Below are 16,733 nucleotides of genomic sequence, written 5' to 3' on the forward strand. Positions count from 1 at the left end.
CCGGCACCGCGCCTCCCGTCCGTCGGCCCGCGCGTCTACAGCACCGGTGCCGCCGCGTCCGTCGTCACCGGCCCGTCGACGCGGACCACGTCGTGCCACGCCCCGTCGGCGATGGACGCCTCCGCCGCCTCGACGATCGACGCGGCCGCCAGGCCGTCGGCGACCGACGGCGCGAGCTGCTCCCCGCGTCGGACGCTCGCGACGAACTGCGCCGCCTCGATCGTCTTCAGGTCGTCGTAGCCCATCGCGGTGCCCGCACCCGGCTGGAAGCGGGCGAACTCGCCGTCGCCGGGTGCGACGTAGTGGGTGGCGTACCCGTCGACCTCCTGCCCGTCGAGGAACACCTGCAGTTCGTTCAGACGCTGGAAGTCCCACCGCACCGAGCCCCGCGTGCCGTAGACCTCGAGCGTGTACTCGGCGTGCGGCCCGCGCATCACCCGGCTCGAGTCCATGGTGCCGACGGCGCCGTCCTCGAAGCGGAACAGCAGGGCCGCGTAGTCCTCGTTCTCGACCGGCTTCCGCTCCCCCGTCGCCGCTGCCGAGCGGTCGACGATGCCGGCGCCGGGCAGCGGCCGCTCGGTGATGAACGTCTCCGCGAGGGCGCTGACGCTCGCGATCCGACCGACGACGTACTGCGCGAGGTCGAGCCCGTGCGACAGCAGGTCACCGAGCACGCCGGAGCCGGCGCGCTCCCGTTCGAAGCGCCAGGTCAGCGGGGCCGCCGGGTCGGACGAGTAGTCGGCGAGGAGCGAGCCGCGCACGTTCGTGATCCGGCCGAGCCGTCCGCTCCGCACGAGCTCACGGGCGCGCTCGACCGCCGGGGCGTGCCGGTAGTTGAAGCCGACGCTGGTGATCACGCCGGCGCGCTGCACGGCCTCGTGGATCTGCCGGGAGTCGCTGGCGTACCGGCCCATCGGCTTCTCGATCCAGAACGGCTTGCCGGCCTCGGCCGCCGCGACCGCCATCTCGCGGTGCAGGAAGTTCGGCGAGCAGATCGAGACGACCTCGACCGCGGGGTCGGCGAGGACCTCGCGCCAGTCGGCGACGGCACGCTCGTACCCGAGGCGCGTGACGGCCTGGTCGCGCGCGGCCTCGACGGGGTCCGCGGCGACCACGAGCCGCGGCTGCACGCCGAGCTCCGGGAAGTGGTCCGGCAGGGCCCGGTACGCACGGGAGTGCAGCCGCCCCATCCACCCCACCGAGACCAGGCCGACACCGACGGTGTCCACGCTGCTCATGCGGCGGGGACGATGATGTCCCGCACCAGGGCGTCGAGCTTGGCATCCGCGTCGAGGAACTGGCGCAGCGTCGTGACCGTGGCACCGAAGCGGTCGAACTCGTCGACCGTCATGCCGTCGACGTCGTAGCCGCGGGCGAACTCCGGCGTCGCGGCCCGCAGCGCCGCGATGACGTGCGCCGGCACCTCGTCGTGGATGGCGTCGGGGCGCCACGGGAACGCGTTCGCGTTGATGTCCCGCGACCACTGGAACGGGGGCGACACGACGAGGTCCCCGCCCTGGAACTCCGACCACTGCAGGGCGTTCCGGAAGGCGGCGACGAGGACCCGGGAGCGGAAGCCGCGCTCCTGGAACACCCGGTAGGCGTTCTTCACGGCGGCGACGCCGGCCCACTCGAGGATGCCGGGGTCGACCATGACGTGGTCCCGCTTGACGACGGTCTTCAGCCAGTCGTCGAACCGGCCGGCCATCAGCGTGACGACGTGCCCGAACTCCTGCTCCGGCAGCCCGTCGGCGGCGCGGCGGTCGAGGGCACGCTCGATGGCCTCGCCGACGGCGACGACCTGCGGCACCGTGAACGACACCGTCGCGTTGATCGAGACCCCGCGGTACGCGGCCTCCTCGATCGCGGCGATGCCGACCGCCGTGGCCGGGATCTTCACGATGATGTTCGGGGCGAGCTGCGAGAACCGCACGGCCTGCTCGACCAGGGCGTCCCGGTCGCGGTGCAGGCGCGGGTCGGTCTGCATGCTGAGCCGGCCGTTCCGCCCGCCGGAGGCCTCGAACGCGGGGAGCAGCTGCGCGGCCGCGGCGATCGAGAGCTCCTCGACGGCCTTCCACCCGATCCAGGACTCCCCCGCTGTCGGGTGCTCGGCCGCGATCGCCCGGATGCGCGGCTCCCACGTCGCCGGGTCCTGCTGGATGCACGTGTAGGCGATGACCGGGTTGCACGTCGCGCCGACGGCACCGTACTCGGCGATCGCGACGGCCAGCTCGTGCGGGTCGGCCGAGTCGTTCCACAGTGCGGTCGGTGTCTGCGTCGCGGCCTGCAGGGTGACAGGCCGCGCGTCGACGCCGGTGGACGCCGGGGTCTCGAGGGTGTCGGTCATCGGGTGAGTCCCTTCGTGATCGTGTCGAGCTGGAACCGAGACACCGCGTCGGCGTCCTCGTCCTCGGCGAAGACGCTGGACACGGCCACGGTGTCCTCGCGGGCGGTGAACCCGACGCGGTCGAGTGCGGCCCAGAAGGCGTCGAAGTCGACGTCCGCCGCGCCGACCGGCAGGTGCTGGTGCACGCGGACCGGGTTGCCGGGCGGGTTGGTGATGTACCGGAGGCCGTGCGACCGGGTGTGGTCGTAGGCGTCGGCGACGTGGACGAGCTGCAGGGAGTCCCCCGCGGCGTCGATGACCTCGTCCATGTTCCCGCCGTAGTGGAACGTGTGGCAGGCGACGTAGACGAACCCGACGTGCTTCGAGTTGAGCCCGCGGATCACCCGGAGTGCCTCGAGGCCGTCCTCGACGAAGTCGTCGGGGTGCGGGTCGATGAGCACGCGGAGCCCGGCGTCCTCGATGATCGGCAGGAGCTCCTCCATCGAGCGGTAGAAGGCGTCCTCGGACTCCTCGGCGCGCTCGGGACGACCGGAGAACTCGGTGTTGATCGTGTCCACGCCGAGACGCTTCGTGATCTCGATGACGCGCTTCCACTTCGTGACCGCTGCCTCGCGGGCGTCGCGGTCCGGGCCGGACCACCGGAGCACCGGCAGCACCGAGGCGACCTGCACGCCGGCGTCGCGGCACGCTGCGGCGAACGCGTCCACGAGGTCGTCGTCGGCCTTCGGGTGCCGGAAGAACGGGATGAAGTCGCGGTGCGGCGTGAGCTGCAGGTACTCGTACCCGAGGTCGGCGACCTTCCGCGGGAACTCGAGCAGCGAGAGGTCGTGGTGGTACGGGGTCGGGTCGAGGGCGATCTTCGGCATCAGGCCCCCGCGAGCGCACCGGTGGCGGCCGGCTCGCCTGCCGTCTCGTAGAACGCGGGCTTCGCGACCGCGTACTCGACCGACTCCAGCGCGCCGGACTGCTGCGCACGGACCGCGACCTCGGCGACGACGGAGGCCGTGTAGCCGTCCCAGGCGCTCGGGCCGTCGATGCCGCCGGTGCGTGCGGCGTCGACCCAGCGCTGGACCTCCTCGTCGTAGGCGGCGCCGAAGCGCTCCTTGAACGACGGGGTGACGCCCTGACCGGTCGCCCCGGCGGCGACGACGGTCGCGGAGGTGTCACGACCGATGTAGGCGACGCCGGACTCGAAGACGGCGTCCGTCGTGACCTGGTAGCCGAACTGGGCGTTGACGTTGATCTCGACGATCGCCATCGTGCCGGACTCCGTGGTGAACAGCACGAACTGCGGTTCGGGCAGGTCCGCCGGTGCGAGCGAGTTCTTCCGCGGCTTCTTGACCTCGACCGCGACGATCGGCTCCCCCGTCAGGAACGGGATGATGTCGATCTCATGGATGACCGAGTCGTGGATGAGCATCGACTCGCTGAAGTTCGGCGGGGTCGTCGGGTTGCGGTGCGCGTGGTGCAGCGCGAGCAGTGCGCCGTGGGCACCGGACTCGCGCAGCGCCCGGAGCTCCTGGTACCCCGCGTCGAAGCGGCGCATGAAGCCGACCTGGATCACGGGACGGGTGGCGTGCTGCTGCTCGAGCTCGACGATGCGCAGCGAGTCCTCGGCGCTGGTCGTGAGGGGCTTCTCGCACAGGACGGTGAGGCCGCGCTCGAGGGCCGTCACGAGGATCGGCTCGTGCAGGAAGCCGGGCGTCGCGATGATGACGGCGTCGATGTCGGTCGCGTCGAGGGCCTCGTCGAAGGACGCCGCGGTGACGGCGCCCGGTGCGAGGTCGGCGGCAGCCCGGGCGCGGGCCTCGTCCGGCTCGACGACGGCGACGACGTCGGCGTTCGAGATCTTGGCGGTGATGCGACGGACGTGGTCGGCGCCCATCATGCCGGCGCCGACGACGGCGACGCGGAGGTTCTGCGTGGTCATGGTGGTGTTCTCCCGGGGGTGGTGACGGCGCGTCAGGAGGCGCGGGCGGCGGAGGTGGATCCGAAGATGTGCTGGAAGGTGCGCTCGGCGATCGGGCCGGGAGCGTCGACCGAGCAGCCGTACATGTCCTGCTCGACGATGCCGAAGACGTCGGGGTTGATCGCCGCGACCGCCTCGATGATCGGGGCCAGCTCGGGCGTGCCGTGCGGCGGCTCGGTCATGATCCCCTGCGCGACGGCGGTGGCGAACGGCACGTCGTTCTTCAGCACGTCGAACAGCAGCTCGGTGTCCACCTGCTTGAGGTGCAGGTACCCGATGCGGTCCGGGTGCTCGGCGATGAGCCGGAGGTTGTCCCCGCCGTAGTAGGCGAAGTGTCCCGTGTCCAGGCAGAGGTTCGTGTACTCCGGGTTCGTCACCTCGAGGAAGCGCACGGTCTCGCGGTACGTGCCGACGTGGCTGTCCGCGTGTGTGTGGAACTGCTGGTGGACGCCGTACTCCTCGAGCAGCGCCTTGCCGAGCTGGTCGTGCCCCTTGCCCAGGCGCTCCCACTGCTCGTCGGTCAGTGTGCGCGCCTCGAGCACCTCCGAGGTCGCGTCCGAGCGCCAGAGGTCCGGGATGGTCACGAGGTGCTCGGCACCGAGTGCCGAGGCGAGGCCGGCCACCGCGACCGCCTGGTCCCACGCGCGCTGGAACTGGTCCTCGCCCTTGTGGAACCCGGTGAAGACCGTGCCGGCGGAGAGCCGCAGCCCGCGGGACTCGAGCTCGTCCGACAGCTGCGCCGGGTCGGTGGGCAGGTACCCGTACGGGCCGAGTTCGATCCACTCGTAGCCGGCCGCAGCCGCCTCGTCGAGGAAGCGCTGCCACGGCACCTGGGCGGGGTCGTCCGGGAACCAGACGCCCCACGAGTCGGGCGCGGTGCCGATCCGGATGGAGGCGGGCGGTGCGTCCGTGGACGGGGTGCCGGCGGGGGTGGCGGTGTCGGTCATGACGTCGCTGTCGCTTTCTGGGCCGCGGCCCGGTGTGGGGTGGAGGGTCAGCCGAGCAGGGGCCGCTGGTGGGCGACCTGCTGCTCGTAGTCGGTACGGGCCTGCTGCGTGCTCGGCAGGGCGGAGGTCTGCGCGACCGGCACGTCCCACCAGCCGTCGCCCTCGGGCGCGTACAGCAGGGGGTCGGAGTTCACGTGCACCAGCGTGGTGTGGTCGTTCGCCTTGGCCTGCCGGACCGCGGCCCGGAGGTCCGCGATCGCGTCCGGGCCCGGCTGGACCTCGATGACGTCCACGCCGTAGGAGCGGGCGTTGGCCGCCAGGTCCACGGGCAGCGGGTCGCCGTTCTCGAACGACTGCGTCTCGTCGAGGTACCGGTACCTGGTGCCGTAGCGCTCGGATCCGACGGTCTCGGACAGGTGCCCGATCGAGGCGTACCCGTGGTTCTGGATGAGCACGACCACGATCTTGATGCCCTCGGCCACGGCGGTGACGAGCTCGGTGTGCAGCATGAGGTAGCTGCCGTCGCCGACCATCACGATGGCGTCGCGGTCGGGAGCACCCCGTCGGACGCCGATCCCGCCCGCGATCTCGTACCCCATGCACGAGAACGCGTACTCGACGTGGTAGCCGAGCTCGTCGCGCACCCGCCACAGCTTGTGCAGGTCACCCGGCAGCGACCCCGCCGCCTGGATCACGACGTCGCGCGGGTCGGATGCCTCCTGCACCGCGCCGATGATCTCCGCCTGACCGGGCAGCGCGAGACCGGACGGAGCGAAGGCGGCGTCGACGACGGTGTCCCACTCCTGCTTGCGCTGGGCGATCTCGGCGGCGTACCCGGGGTCCACCGCGTACGACGAGTCGGACGTGAGCGCGGCGGTCAACGCGACCAGCGCCTCCCGGGCATCCGCGACGACCGGCAGCTGCGAGCCGTGCTTGTACGCGTCGAACGCGGCGACGTTCACGTTCACGAACGTCACGTCCGGGTGCTGGAAGGCGGTCCGTGACGCCGTGGTGAAGTCGCTGTACCGGGTCCCGATGCCGATCACGACGTCGGCCTGGGCGGCGATCGCGTTCGCTGCCGCCGTGCCGGTCGCGCCGATGCCGCCGAGGTACTGCGGGTGGTCCCAGACGAGTGCGCCGCCGCCGGCCTGCGAGGTGCCGACCGGGATGCCCGTCGCCTCGACGAAGGCGGCGAGCTCCGACGCCGCGTCCGAGTACAGCACGCCGCCACCGGCGACGACCACGGGGCGCTCGGCGGCGCGGATCGCCTCGACGGCCCGGGCGAGCGGACCGTGCTCGGGCAGCGGACGGCGGAGGTGCCACTCGCGCGGCTGGAGGAACGCGACGGGGACGTCGAAGGCCTCGGCCTGCACGTCCTCGGGCAGGGCGATGGTCACGGCTCCGGTCTCGGCCGGGTCGGTGAGCACCCGCATGGCGGCGAGCGCGATCGAGAACAGCTGCTCCGGACGCTCGACGCGGTCGAAGAACCGGGACAGCGGTCGGAACGCGTCGGTGACCTGGATCGAGGTGTCGTGCGGCATCTCGATCTGCTGCAGCACCGGGTCCGTGGTCCGGGTCGCGAACGTGTCCGACGGCAGCAGCAGCGCCGGCAGCCGGTTCGTCGTCGCGAGGGCGGCGGCGGTCAGCATGTTCGCGGCGCCCGGGCCGACCGACGCCGCGCTGGCGAAGGTCGCACGACGACGGTGCATGCGTGCGAACCCGACGGCCTCGTGCACCATCGCCTGCTCGTTGCGCGCCTGGTGGTACGGCAGCAGACCCGGCTGCTCCACGTGCAGCTGCTTGATCGCCTGGCCGAGGCCCGCGACGTTGCCGTGCCCGAAGATGCCGAAGATCCCCGGGATCGTGCGCTCGCGGTGGTCGCCGTCGACGGTCCACTGGTTCGCGAGGAACGCGACGAGGGCCTGGCCGACGGTCATGCGGCGGGTGGCGGTCATCGGTCGGACTCCTTCTCGTAGGGCAGGCGCGGGTCGACGGCTTCCGACTCCCACACCTGACGGACCCACCCGTGGGCGGGGTCGTCGGTGATGTTCCAGACGCGCTCCGGGTCGGGCCCGGCCATCACGTTGAGGTAGTACATGTCGTAGCCCGGTGCCGCGACGGCCGGGCCGTGCCAGCCGTACGGCACGAGGGCGATGTCGCCGCTGCGGACCTGACGGAACTCGTCGATCGGCCGGTCGTCCGAGGCGTACGTGCGGTGCAGGGCGAAGGGTTCGGCGGTCTCCGGAGCATCGACACCACGGGCCACGTCGGCCTCGTAGTAGTAGATCTCCTCGAGGTCCGACTCCTCGCCGGGCCGGTGCGTGTCGTGCTTGTGCGGCGGGTACGACGACCAGTTGCCGGCCGGCGTGATCACCTCGCACACGATCGCCTTGACGGCGTCGAGCGCGGCCGGGGTGCCGAAGTTGTGCACCTGCCGGCTGGACTGCCCGGCACCGCGGAGCTCGACGGGGACGTCGCCGCGCGCGATGTACGTCGAGGGCTTCACCGTGTCGGTGGGGACCTCGGCGACCGCGAGCCGACCGCTGCCGGTGATCCGCGCCTCCGACCCGGACCCGAGGTACAGGACGTCGGTCGGCCCGTCGAAGACGCTGCGGCGTCCCGCCAGTGCCTGTTCCCCGGTCCCCGCGTCGCCCGCGTAGGCGACGGAGAAGGTGCCGGCGAGCGGCACCACGATGCGCTCCACGGCGGCGGCCGGGAGGCGCAGCTCGGCCCCGTCGGTCAGCGCGCCGGTCCGCAGGCCGGTGTGCGCCCACCCCGGCACCCGTCCGTCGACCACGTCGGTCCAGCCGTCCTCCGGTCGGCTGCCCGCCCGGACGAACCAGTCGTCGTTCGCCATCCCCGGGTCAGCCGTTCGCGGGGAAGCCGAGGTCGACGCCACCGTGCACGGCGGGGTCGAGCCACCGCGAGGTGATCGCCTTCTGCCGGGTGAAGAAGCTCACGCCGTCCGCGCCGTACGCCTTGTGGTCGCCGAACAGCGAGTTCCGCCAGCCACCGAACGAGTAGTACGCGACCGGCACCGGGATCGGGACGTTGATGCCGATCATGCCGACCTGCACGTCCCGCTGGAACCGACGGGCGGCACCGCCGTCGTTCGTGAAGATCGCCGTGCCGTTGCCGAAGGCGCCGGAGTTGATGAGCTCGAGCCCCTCCTCGTAGGTCTGCACGCGGACGACCGACAGCACCGGGCCGAAGATCTCCTCGGTGTACACGCGACTCGACGTCGGCACCCGGTCGATCAGCGTCGGACCGAGCCAGAAGCCGTTCTCGTCGCCGTCGGGTCGGACGGTGCGGCCGTCCACCACGACCTCCGCACCGTCCTGCTCGGCGACCTCGATGTACGAGGCGACCTTGTCGCGGTGCTGCTCGGTGACGAGCGGGCCCATGTCGCAGCCCCGGCGTCCGTCGCCGATGCGCAGCGTCGCCGCGCGCTCGCTGATCTTCGCGATCAGCTCGTCGGCGACCGGCTCGACCGCGACGACGACCGAGATCGCCATGCAGCGCTCACCGGCCGAGCCGAAGCCCGCGTTGATCGCGTTGTCGGCGACGAGGTCGAGGTCGGCGTCCGGCAGCACGAGCATGTGGTTCTTCGCGCCGCCGAGGGCCTGCACGCGCTTGCCGTGCTTCGTGCCGGTCTCGTAGACGTACTGCGCGATCGGGGTGGACCCGACGAACGAGATCGACTCGACGTCCGGGCTGGTGAGGAGGCCGTCGACGGACTCCTTGTCACCGTTGAGCACCGTGAAGACGCCGTCGGGCAGCCCGGCCTCCCGGAACTTCTGCGCGAGCCAGATCGCCGCGCTCGGGTCCTTCTCGCTCGGCTTGAGCACGACGGTGTTGCCGGCCGCGATCGCGATCGGCAGGAACCACAGCGGCACCATGGCCGGGAAGTTGAACGGCGAGATGATGCCGACGACCCCGAGCGGCTGGCGGATCGAGTAGACGTCGATGCCGGTCGACACCTGGTCGGAGAACTCGCCCTTCATCAGCGAGGGGATGCTCGTCGCGAGCTCCACGACCTCCTGCCCGCGGGCGATCTCGCCGAGCGCGTCCGAGGTGACCTTGCCGTGCTCGCTCGTGATGATCTCGGCGAGCTCGGCCTTGTCGCGGTTGAGGACCTCGCGGAACGCGAAGAGGACCTGCTGGCGCTTCGCGAGCGACATCTGGCTCCAGGCCGGGAACGCGGCCTTCGCGCTCGCGATCGCCCGCTGGATCTCGGACTCGTCGGCCAGGGCGACCCGCTTGGTCACGACGCCGAGCGCCGGGTCGTACACCGGGGCCGTCCGGCCCGAGGTCGACGCGACGTGCTCGCCGTCGATCCAGTGCCCGACCGTTGCGAGTCCCTGCTCGGTGTTCGACTGCTCGGTTGCTGGCTGTTCCGTGGTGGTCATGCGCTGCTTCCTTCCGGGACGGACGTGTCCAGGGTGGTGGACGTGGCAGGCGACCCGGGTCGGTCGCGAGCCGGTGTGGAGGACTCGCCACGGGCCTCCCGGCTGTGGACGAGGGAGGACGCGACGTCGACCGCGGTGGCGACGTCGCCGTCCTGGGGGTAGAGCAGGGTGCGTCCGACGACGAGCCCGCGGACGCCCGGCAGGGCGAGGGCGTCGGCCCAGGTGGCGTAGGTCTCGTCGGGGCTGCCGGACGGGTCACCGCCGAGCAGCAGCGTCGGCAGCGTCGTCGCCGCCATCACGCGGGCCATGTCGTCGACGACCGGGACCTTGAGCCAGCTGTAGGCGCTCGACTCCCCCAGGCCCGCGGCGATCGCCATCGAGGTGATCACGGCCTCGGCGGTCAGGTCGTTGACCACCCGGCCGTCGCGCCAGGACGACATGAACGGCTCGAGCATGATCGGCAGCCGCAGGGCAGCGGCCTCGCTCACGGCACGCGCGGTGGCCTCGAGCGTGGGCGCGGTCCCGGCGTCGTCGAGTGCGACGCGCACGAGCAGCTTCGCGACGTCGAGCCCGGCGTCCTTGATCGCCCGCGCGGAGTACGCCGTGTAGCGGTCGTCGAGCTCGAACGAGGCGCCCCGCAGCCCGCCGCGGTTCATCGACCCGACGACGACCTTGCCGTCGAGGGCGCCGAGGAGCGCGAGGTCCTCGACGATGTCGGGCGTGCCGAGGACACCGTCCACCCCCGGACGGCCGAGTGCGACGACGAGCCGTTCGAGCAGGTCGTAGCGGTCGGCCATCGCGGACGGGTCGTCGCGGACCGCCAGGGCGCCGCGTGCGGGGTGGTCGGCGGCGACGATGAACAGCTTGCCGTCGTCGGCGAGCAGCGGGCGCCGGGTCCGCGCGCGCAGCACGTCGGCGATGCGCTCCGGTGCGCCGGCGCGGAGGTCCCGCAGCCGGGCGAAGTCGGCGGGGCTGATCTCAGGCATCGATGCCCTCCTTCGTGGTCGCCTGCACGGGGTTGTCCCGCAGGAACTGCTCGATCTCGTCGCTGGTCGGCATCGCGGTCGAGCACTCGAACCGCGTGGCCACGATCGCCCCGGCGGCGTTCGCGAACGCCAGCGTGCGGTCGAGGCTCCAGCCCTGCAGGAGGCCGTGGGTCAGCGCACCGCCGAACCCGTCACCCGACCCGAGGCCGTTCACGACGTCGATGGTGTGCGGGCGGAACTCGACCGTCTCGTCCCGGGTCTTCGCGAGCACGCCCTTCGGCCCCTGCTTGACGATCGCGACCTCGACGCCGCGCTCGAGCAGGGCGTCGGCGGCACGGACCGGATCGGTCTCGCCCACGGCGACCTCGCACTCCTCGCGGTTGCCGACCGCGACGGTCGCGTGCTCCAGGGCGACGGCGACCTCGCGCGTCGCGGCGGCGGGGTTCGCCCAGAACACCGCCCGGTAGTCGAGGTCGAGCACGGTCTGGACCCGGGTGGGAGCCGTCGACGCGGACCGGGCCGCGAACGCCGCGTGGTGCGCGCTCCGGCTCGGCTCCTCGCTCAGGCCCGTCACGGTCGTCCAGAAGATGCGCGCCCGTTCGATCTCGTGCAGCGGCAGGGACTTCGCGGTGATCATCAGGTCCGGGGCCTTCGGGGCCCGGTAGAAGTACAGCGGGAAGTCGTCCGGCGGGAAGATCTCGCAGAACGCCACGGGCGTGTTCAGCCCGTCGACCGTGGCGACGAAGTCGTTCGCGACGCCCAGCTCGGGGAGGGTCCTGGCGATGTACCGCCCGAAGGGGTCGTCGCCCGTGCGGGTGACGACGGCCGTCTCCGCGCCGTGGCGTGCGGCGGCGATGGCGACGTTGGTCGCGCTGCCGCCGACGGACTTCGAGAAGGTCGTGACGTCCTCGAGCGGACCGGTCTGCTGGGGGTAGACGTCGACGCTGACGCGTCCCATCGTGATCACGTCGTAGGCGTGGGGAACTTCGTTGGTCATGCGACGCGATGGACCTTCCGTGCGGCTTCTTCGGCGGACGAGCACGACTGTACACGCACTTTGCCCTAATGTCAGTACATGGCTCGAGTCCGCGTGTGCGGACGCGTGCTCGCCGCGTCGGCGGGCCGGGAGGCGCGTGTCGGTGGGACCTGCCAGGGTCGCGTCATGCAGATCCTCGCCCTGGTCATCGGCCTCGTCCTCGGCGCGGCCGTCGGTGCCGTCGTCGCGTGGTCGCTCGCGCGCTCCCGCGCGGGCGTCGACGCCGCCGCGGCACGTGCCACCGCCGACGCCGTGCGGGCGCAGCTCGACACCGCGCGCGCCGACGCCGAGGAACGGCTCGACGCGCAGGACGCCCAGTACCGCCGGCAGGTCGACTCGCTCGAGCGTCGGGCGGCCGAGCTCGAGCACCTCGTGCAGCGCATGCACGGCGCCGACGCCGCGCGCACGCAGGGCGAGTCGAAGGTGCTCTCCGCGCTGAGCCCGGTCGCGCAGACGCTCGACGTCATGCGCGCGAAGATCGCCGAGCTCGAGCAGTCCCGCAGCGAGCAGTACGGTGCCCTCTCCGCGCAGCTGCGGTCCGCCGCCGAGTCCGAGGAACGCCTCCGGGCCACGGCGGACACCCTCGCGAGCGCCCTGTCCTCGAACAGCACCCGCGGCGTGTGGGGCGAGACGCAGCTCCGGAACGTCGTGGAGGCCGCCGGGCTGCTCGAACGCGTCGACTTCGACGTGCAGTCCTCGGTCACGACGACCGCGGGGACCGCCCGACCCGACATGGTCGTGCACCTGCCCGGCGGCAAGACGATCGCGGTCGACGCGAAGGTGCCGTTCAGCGCCTACCTGCAGGCGGCCGAGATCCCGGCGAGCGCGACCGGCGCCGAGGGTGCCCGGCGCGACCAGCTCATCGCCCAGCACGTCAAGGCCCTGCGGGCGCACGTCGACGCCCTCGCCGCCCGCGAGTACTGGACGGGCTACGACGCCTCGCCCGAGCTCACCATCGCGTTCATCCCGTCCGAGTCCCTCGTCTCGACCGCCCTCGCCGCCGACCCCGGGCTGCTCGACCACGCCTTCCGCAAGCGCATCGCCCTGGCGTCACCCGTCACGCTGTGGTCGGTGCTCAAGACCGTCGCGTTCTCGTGGCAGCAGGACGTCGTCACCGCCGAGGCGCGCGAGCTCTTCCGGGTGTCCCGCGAGCTGTACGGCCGCCTGGCGACCATGGGCGGACACGTCGACAAGCTCGGCCGGGCGATCCGCGGCTCTGTCGTCGACTACAACCGCTTCGTGGGGTCGCTCGAGCGGCAGGTGCTGCCGAGTGCCCGGCGGCTGTCGCTGCTCGACGAGTCGAAGGTGCTCGCCGACCCCGCGACGATCGACGACGAGCCGCGGCTGCTCACCGCGCCGGAGCTCGTGGGCGCTCTCGACGAGGACTGACCGCCGGCGCGGAGGTGCGCGTCGAACCAGCGATGCGACATCGAACCAGCCGGTCGGCCTGGTTCGATGTCGCATCCATGGTTCGGTGCCTGACGTCACCGCCGAGCACCACCGGTCATGCGAACCGGATCAGAACCACTTCTCGGCGCGGTGGTCCGCCTGGATCCGGCGGATCGTGTTCGAGCGCGAGCGGAGCACGAGCGAGTCGGTGTGGATGACCCCGCGGGAGCGACGGACACCGTCCACGAGGACACCGTCGGTGACGCCCGTGGCGACGAAGAACGTGTTGTCGCCCGTCACCAGGTCGTCCTGGTCGAGCACCTTGTCGAGGTCGTGCCCGGCGGCGATCGCCTTCTCGCGCTCCTCGTCGTCCTTCGGCTGCAGCTTGCCGAGGATCACGCCACCGAGCGCCTTGATCGCGCACGCGGTGATGATGCCCTCCGGCGTGCCGCCGACACCGACGCACATGTCGATCTTCGAACCGGGAAGCGCCGCCGAGATGCCGCCGGCGACGTCACCGTCGAGCAGCAGTCGCGTGCCGGCACCGGTCGCGCGGATCGCGCGGATGAGCTCGTCGTGGCGCGGGCGGTCGAGGACGGCGATCTGCATGTCCTCGATGTCCTTGTCCTTCGCCTTCGCCAGGGCGCGGATGTTGTCACCGATCGGCTTGTCGAGGTCGAGGACCCCGCGCCCCTCGGGACCGGCCGCGATCTTGTCCATGTAGAACACGGCCGACGGGTCGTACATCGAGCCGCGGTCGGACACCGCCATCACCGAGATCGCGTTCTGGCGGCCGGCGGCGGTGAGCGAGGTGCCGTCGATCGGGTCGACCGCGATGTCGCAGGCCGGGCCGTGGCCGTTGCCGACGTGCTCGCCGTTGTACAGCATCGGGGCGTTGTCCTTCTCGCCCTCACCGATGACGACGACGCCGTCGAAGTTCACCGTGCCGAGGAACTTGCGCATCGCGTCCACCGCAGCGCCGTCCGCGAGGTTCTTCTCGCCCCGACCGACCCACGGCTGCGCACGGATCGCGGCGGCCTCCGTCGCACGCACGAGCTCGAGCGCGAGGTTGCGGTCGGGCTGGAGGAACAGGGCACCGGTCTCAGTCGTGGGAGTCACGACCAGAGCCTACCCACCGCCCTCACAGGAGCCGCACCGGGTGCACGGACGTGCACCCGTGACGCCTCCAGTCCGCCTGACTAGGCTCGGCGTGGACACCACCACGTCGAAGGAGATCGCAGTGCCCATCGCAACGCCGGAACAGTACGCCGAGATGCTCGAACGAGCGAAGGCCGGCAAGTTCGCCTACCCCGCGGTGAACGTGTCCTCCTCGCAGACCATCAACGCCGTCCTCCAGGGACTCCAGGAAGCCGGCTCGGACGGCATCCTCCAGGTGACGACGGGCGGTGCCGACTACTTCGCCGGCCACACCGTGAAGAACCGCGCGGCGGGCGCCCTCGCGATGGCGCGCTTCGCCCACGAGGTCGCGAAGAACTACGACATCACTGTCGCGCTGCACACCGACCACTGCCCGAAGGACGCCCTCGACGGCTTCGTCCTCCCCCTCATCGCCGCGAGCGAGGAGGAGGTCCGCCAGGGCCGCAACCCGATCTTCCAGTCGCACATGTGGGACGGCTCGGCCGTGCCGCTCGACGAGAACATCGAGATCGCCCGCACGATGATCGAGAAGACGCGCAACATCAACGCGATCCTCGAGGTCGAGATCGGCGTCGTCGGCGGCGAGGAGGACGGCGTCCAGCACGAGGGCACGAACGACGCGCTCTACACGACCCCGAACGACGTCGAGAAGGTCGTCGACGCGCTGGGCCTGGGCGACCGGGGCCGTTGGATCGCCGCGCTGACGTTCGGCAACGTGCACGGCGTGTACAAGCCGGGCAACGTCAAGCTGCGTCCGGAGCTCCTCGGCGAGATCCAGCGCTCGGTCGCCGAGAAGCACGGCACCGGCGAGAACCCGCTCGACCTCGTCTTCCACGGCGGCTCCGGCTCGACCGACGACGAGATCCACGAGGCCGTCCGCAACGGCGTCATCAAGATGAACATCGACACGGACACGCAGTACGCGTTCACGCGCTCGATCGCCGACTCGATGTTCCGCAACTACGAGGGCGTGCTCAAGGTCGACGGCGAGGTCGGCAACAAGAAGCAGTACGACCCGCGCGCCTGGGGCAAGGTCGCCGAGACCGCCATGGCGGCTCGCGTCGGCGAGGCCGCGAAGGTCCTCGGCTCGGCCGGCAACACCAAGGGCTGATCCAGCCGTACCCGGGGTCACCGGCCGGGAGGAACGGGGCGCGTCCGACGGACGCGCCCCGTTCTGCGTCCGGTCACCACCACGGCCCGTGACACGATGGGCGGGTGACCACCGACGCCATCGCCTCCTCGTTCGCCCAGTACGTCACCGAGTCCCCGACCGCGTTCCACGCGGCCGCGGTCGCGCGCGACCAGCTCGTGGCGGCAGGGTTCACCGAGCTGTCGGAGCTCGACGCCTGGCCCACCGAGGCCGGCGCGTACGTCGTCGTCCGTGACGGTGCGGTCATCGCCTGGCGCCTGCCGGAGTCGGCGACCGCGACCACCCCGTTCCGTATCCTCGGCGCGCACACCGACTCCCCCGGGTTCCGCATCAAGCCGAACCCCGGCGTCCGGACGGGCGGCTGGGAGCAGCTCAACGTCGAGGTCTACGGCGGCGCGCTCCTGTCGACGTGGTTCGACCGCGACCTCCGCATCGCCGGCCGCGTGGTCGACGCGGACGGCGCGGTCCGACTCGTGTCGACGGACGCCGTCGCCCGGATCCCGAACCTCGCCATCCACCTCGACCGCGGCGTGAACGACGGCAAGGAGATCGACCGGCAGCGCCACACCCTGCCGGTCGTCGGGATCGATGCCGCGTTCGGCGGCACGGACGTGCTCGACTGGCTGCGCGGCCGCGTCGGCGAGGCGGTCTCGTGGGACCTCTTCCTCGCGGACACGCAGGCCCCGGCGCGCATCGGCATCGACGGCGCGTTCCTGGCGTCCGGTCGGATGGACAACCTGACGAGCGTGCACGCCGGGCTCCGCGGCATCATCGAGGCCCCGGCGGACGGTGACCACGTCCCGGTGTTCGCCGCGTTCGACCACGAGGAGATCGGCTCGTCGACCCCGTCCGGTGCGGGCGGCCCGTTCCTCGAGGACGTCCTCGGCCGCGTGCAGGAGGGCCTCGGCGCCACCCGCTCGGAGGCGGCACGGGCCTTCCGCGCCTCGTGGCTGCTCTCGAGCGACGCCGGGCACCTCGTGCACCCGAACCAGCCGGAGAAGCACGACCCGACGAACCGCCCGCGGCCGGGAGCGGGTCCGCTCCTGAAGATCAGCGCGAACCAGCGCTACATGACCGAGGCGAAGGGCGAGGCGGTCTGGGCTGCCGCGTGCGACGCCGCCGGGGTGACCTGGCAGCCCTTCGTCAACGTGAACACGATCCCGGGCGGCTCGACGATCGGCCCGATCGCGGCGACCCGGCTCGGCATCCCGACGATCGACATCGGCGTCGGGCTGCTGTCGATGCACTCGGTGCGCGAGCTCGTGCACGTCGACGACCTCGCGGCACTGCACGGCGCGGTCGCCGCCTTCCTCGCCGGGTAGGCGGAGGTAGGGTCCGATCG

The 16,733-nt window shown here is 71.8% G+C and carries 14 protein-coding genes; 3 read left to right on the forward strand and 11 right to left on the reverse strand.

What is annotated here, in order from left to right; genetic code table 11:
• Positions 1-35 precede the first annotated feature (35 nt).
• Genes H7A69_RS11460 through iolC form a run of 10 tightly spaced genes read right to left on the reverse strand, consistent with a single transcriptional unit; the run spans position 36 to position 11,655 of the window.
• Positions 36-1,238 carry a Gfo/Idh/MocA family protein gene (locus tag H7A69_RS11460; protein ID WP_182047133.1) on the reverse strand — a complete coding sequence of 401 codons (1,203 nt, stop codon included), beginning with the start codon at positions 1,236-1,238 and terminating at the stop codon, positions 36-38.
• Positions 1,235-2,347 carry a transaldolase family protein gene (locus H7A69_RS11465; RefSeq protein WP_182047134.1) on the reverse strand — a complete coding sequence of 371 codons (1,113 nt, stop codon included), beginning with the start codon at positions 2,345-2,347 and terminating at the stop codon, positions 1,235-1,237. Before H7A69_RS11465 ends, H7A69_RS11460 begins: the two co-directional genes overlap by 4 nt.
• On the reverse strand, positions 2,344-3,213 hold the full coding sequence (locus H7A69_RS11470; protein ID WP_069711679.1) for a sugar phosphate isomerase/epimerase family protein: 870 nt from the start codon (positions 3,211-3,213) through the stop codon (positions 2,344-2,346). Before H7A69_RS11470 ends, H7A69_RS11465 begins: the two co-directional genes overlap by 4 nt.
• Positions 3,213-4,277 (reverse strand): Gfo/Idh/MocA family protein, encoded by a 1,065-nt coding sequence (locus H7A69_RS11475; RefSeq protein ID WP_182047135.1) that lies wholly within the window; start codon positions 4,275-4,277, stop codon positions 3,213-3,215. Before H7A69_RS11475 ends, H7A69_RS11470 begins: the two co-directional genes overlap by 1 nt.
• 32 nt (positions 4,278-4,309) lie before the next feature.
• Entirely contained in the window at positions 4,310-5,263 is a 954-nt protein-coding gene (locus H7A69_RS11480; RefSeq protein ID WP_182047136.1) for a sugar phosphate isomerase/epimerase family protein, read from the reverse strand.
• Positions 5,264-5,310: 47 nt separating this feature from the next.
• Positions 5,311-7,218: a 3D-(3,5/4)-trihydroxycyclohexane-1,2-dione acylhydrolase (decyclizing) gene (iolD, locus tag H7A69_RS11485; RefSeq protein ID WP_182047137.1), complete on the reverse strand. Its 1,908-nt coding sequence runs from the start codon at positions 7,216-7,218 to the stop codon at positions 5,311-5,313.
• A complete protein-coding gene (iolB, locus tag H7A69_RS11490; RefSeq protein ID WP_182047138.1) occupies positions 7,215-8,120 on the reverse strand; it encodes a 5-deoxy-glucuronate isomerase in 906 nt (301 codons plus the stop codon). The genes iolD and iolB overlap by 4 nt, the downstream gene beginning before the upstream one ends.
• A gap of 7 nt (positions 8,121-8,127) precedes the next feature.
• The gene (locus tag H7A69_RS11495) at positions 8,128-9,672 is read right to left on the reverse strand and encodes a CoA-acylating methylmalonate-semialdehyde dehydrogenase (protein ID WP_182047139.1); all 1,545 of its coding nucleotides are present in this window, start codon (positions 9,670-9,672) and stop codon (positions 8,128-8,130) included.
• Positions 9,669-10,658 carry a class I fructose-bisphosphate aldolase gene (locus H7A69_RS11500; protein WP_182047140.1) on the reverse strand — a complete coding sequence of 330 codons (990 nt, stop codon included), beginning with the start codon at positions 10,656-10,658 and terminating at the stop codon, positions 9,669-9,671. Before H7A69_RS11500 ends, H7A69_RS11495 begins: the two co-directional genes overlap by 4 nt.
• Complete coding sequence (iolC, locus tag H7A69_RS11505; protein WP_182047141.1) at positions 10,651-11,655, reverse strand: 5-dehydro-2-deoxygluconokinase; 1,005 nt, start codon at positions 11,653-11,655, stop codon at positions 10,651-10,653. The genes H7A69_RS11500 and iolC overlap by 8 nt, the downstream gene beginning before the upstream one ends.
• Before the next feature lie 165 nt (positions 11,656-11,820).
• Here iolC and H7A69_RS11510 point away from each other — a divergent pair, with 165 nt between their 5' ends.
• Positions 11,821-13,083: a DNA recombination protein RmuC gene (locus H7A69_RS11510; protein WP_182047142.1), complete on the forward strand. Its 1,263-nt coding sequence runs from the start codon at positions 11,821-11,823 to the stop codon at positions 13,081-13,083.
• Between the two features lie 129 nt (positions 13,084-13,212).
• Here H7A69_RS11510 and glpX read toward each other — a convergent pair whose 3' ends face one another.
• Positions 13,213-14,202: a class II fructose-bisphosphatase gene (gene glpX, locus H7A69_RS11515; protein WP_083263742.1), complete on the reverse strand. Its 990-nt coding sequence runs from the start codon at positions 14,200-14,202 to the stop codon at positions 13,213-13,215.
• A gap of 121 nt (positions 14,203-14,323) precedes the next feature.
• Here glpX and fbaA point away from each other — a divergent pair, with 121 nt between their 5' ends.
• Complete coding sequence (gene fbaA, locus H7A69_RS11520; RefSeq protein ID WP_069711688.1) at positions 14,324-15,352, forward strand: class II fructose-bisphosphate aldolase; 1,029 nt, start codon at positions 14,324-14,326, stop codon at positions 15,350-15,352.
• Between the two features lie 104 nt (positions 15,353-15,456).
• On the forward strand, positions 15,457-16,713 hold the full coding sequence (locus H7A69_RS11525; RefSeq protein WP_182047143.1) for a M18 family aminopeptidase: 1,257 nt from the start codon (positions 15,457-15,459) through the stop codon (positions 16,711-16,713).
• The last annotated feature ends 20 nt before the right edge of the window (positions 16,714-16,733 follow it).

This window comes from Curtobacterium sp. ME26 (assembly GCF_903970945.1).
In the GTDB taxonomy this organism is placed as follows: domain Bacteria; phylum Actinomycetota; class Actinomycetes; order Actinomycetales; family Microbacteriaceae; genus Curtobacterium; species Curtobacterium citri.

Excerpts from the sequence above, each read along its gene's own strand:
- H7A69_RS11460 (WP_182047133.1), bottom strand. The coding sequence starts at position 1,238 with ATGAGCAGCGTGGACACCGTCGGTGTCGGCCTGGTCTCGGTGGGGTGG.
- H7A69_RS11465 (WP_182047134.1), bottom strand. The coding sequence starts at position 2,347 with ATGACCGACACCCTCGAGACCCCGGCGTCCACCGGCGTCGACGCGCGG.
- H7A69_RS11470 (WP_069711679.1), bottom strand. The coding sequence starts at position 3,213 with ATGCCGAAGATCGCCCTCGACCCGACCCCGTACCACCACGACCTCTCG.
- H7A69_RS11475 (WP_182047135.1), bottom strand. The coding sequence starts at position 4,277 with ATGACCACGCAGAACCTCCGCGTCGCCGTCGTCGGCGCCGGCATGATG.
- H7A69_RS11480 (WP_182047136.1), bottom strand. The coding sequence starts at position 5,263 with ATGACCGACACCGCCACCCCCGCCGGCACCCCGTCCACGGACGCACCG.
- iolD (WP_182047137.1), bottom strand. The coding sequence starts at position 7,218 with ATGACCGCCACCCGCCGCATGACCGTCGGCCAGGCCCTCGTCGCGTTC.
- iolB (WP_182047138.1), bottom strand. The coding sequence starts at position 8,120 with ATGGCGAACGACGACTGGTTCGTCCGGGCGGGCAGCCGACCGGAGGAC.
- H7A69_RS11495 (WP_182047139.1), bottom strand. The coding sequence starts at position 9,672 with ATGACCACCACGGAACAGCCAGCAACCGAGCAGTCGAACACCGAGCAG.
- H7A69_RS11500 (WP_182047140.1), bottom strand. The coding sequence starts at position 10,658 with ATGCCTGAGATCAGCCCCGCCGACTTCGCCCGGCTGCGGGACCTCCGC.
- iolC (WP_182047141.1), bottom strand. The coding sequence starts at position 11,655 with ATGACCAACGAAGTTCCCCACGCCTACGACGTGATCACGATGGGACGC.
- H7A69_RS11510 (WP_182047142.1), top strand. The coding sequence starts at position 11,821 with ATGCAGATCCTCGCCCTGGTCATCGGCCTCGTCCTCGGCGCGGCCGTC.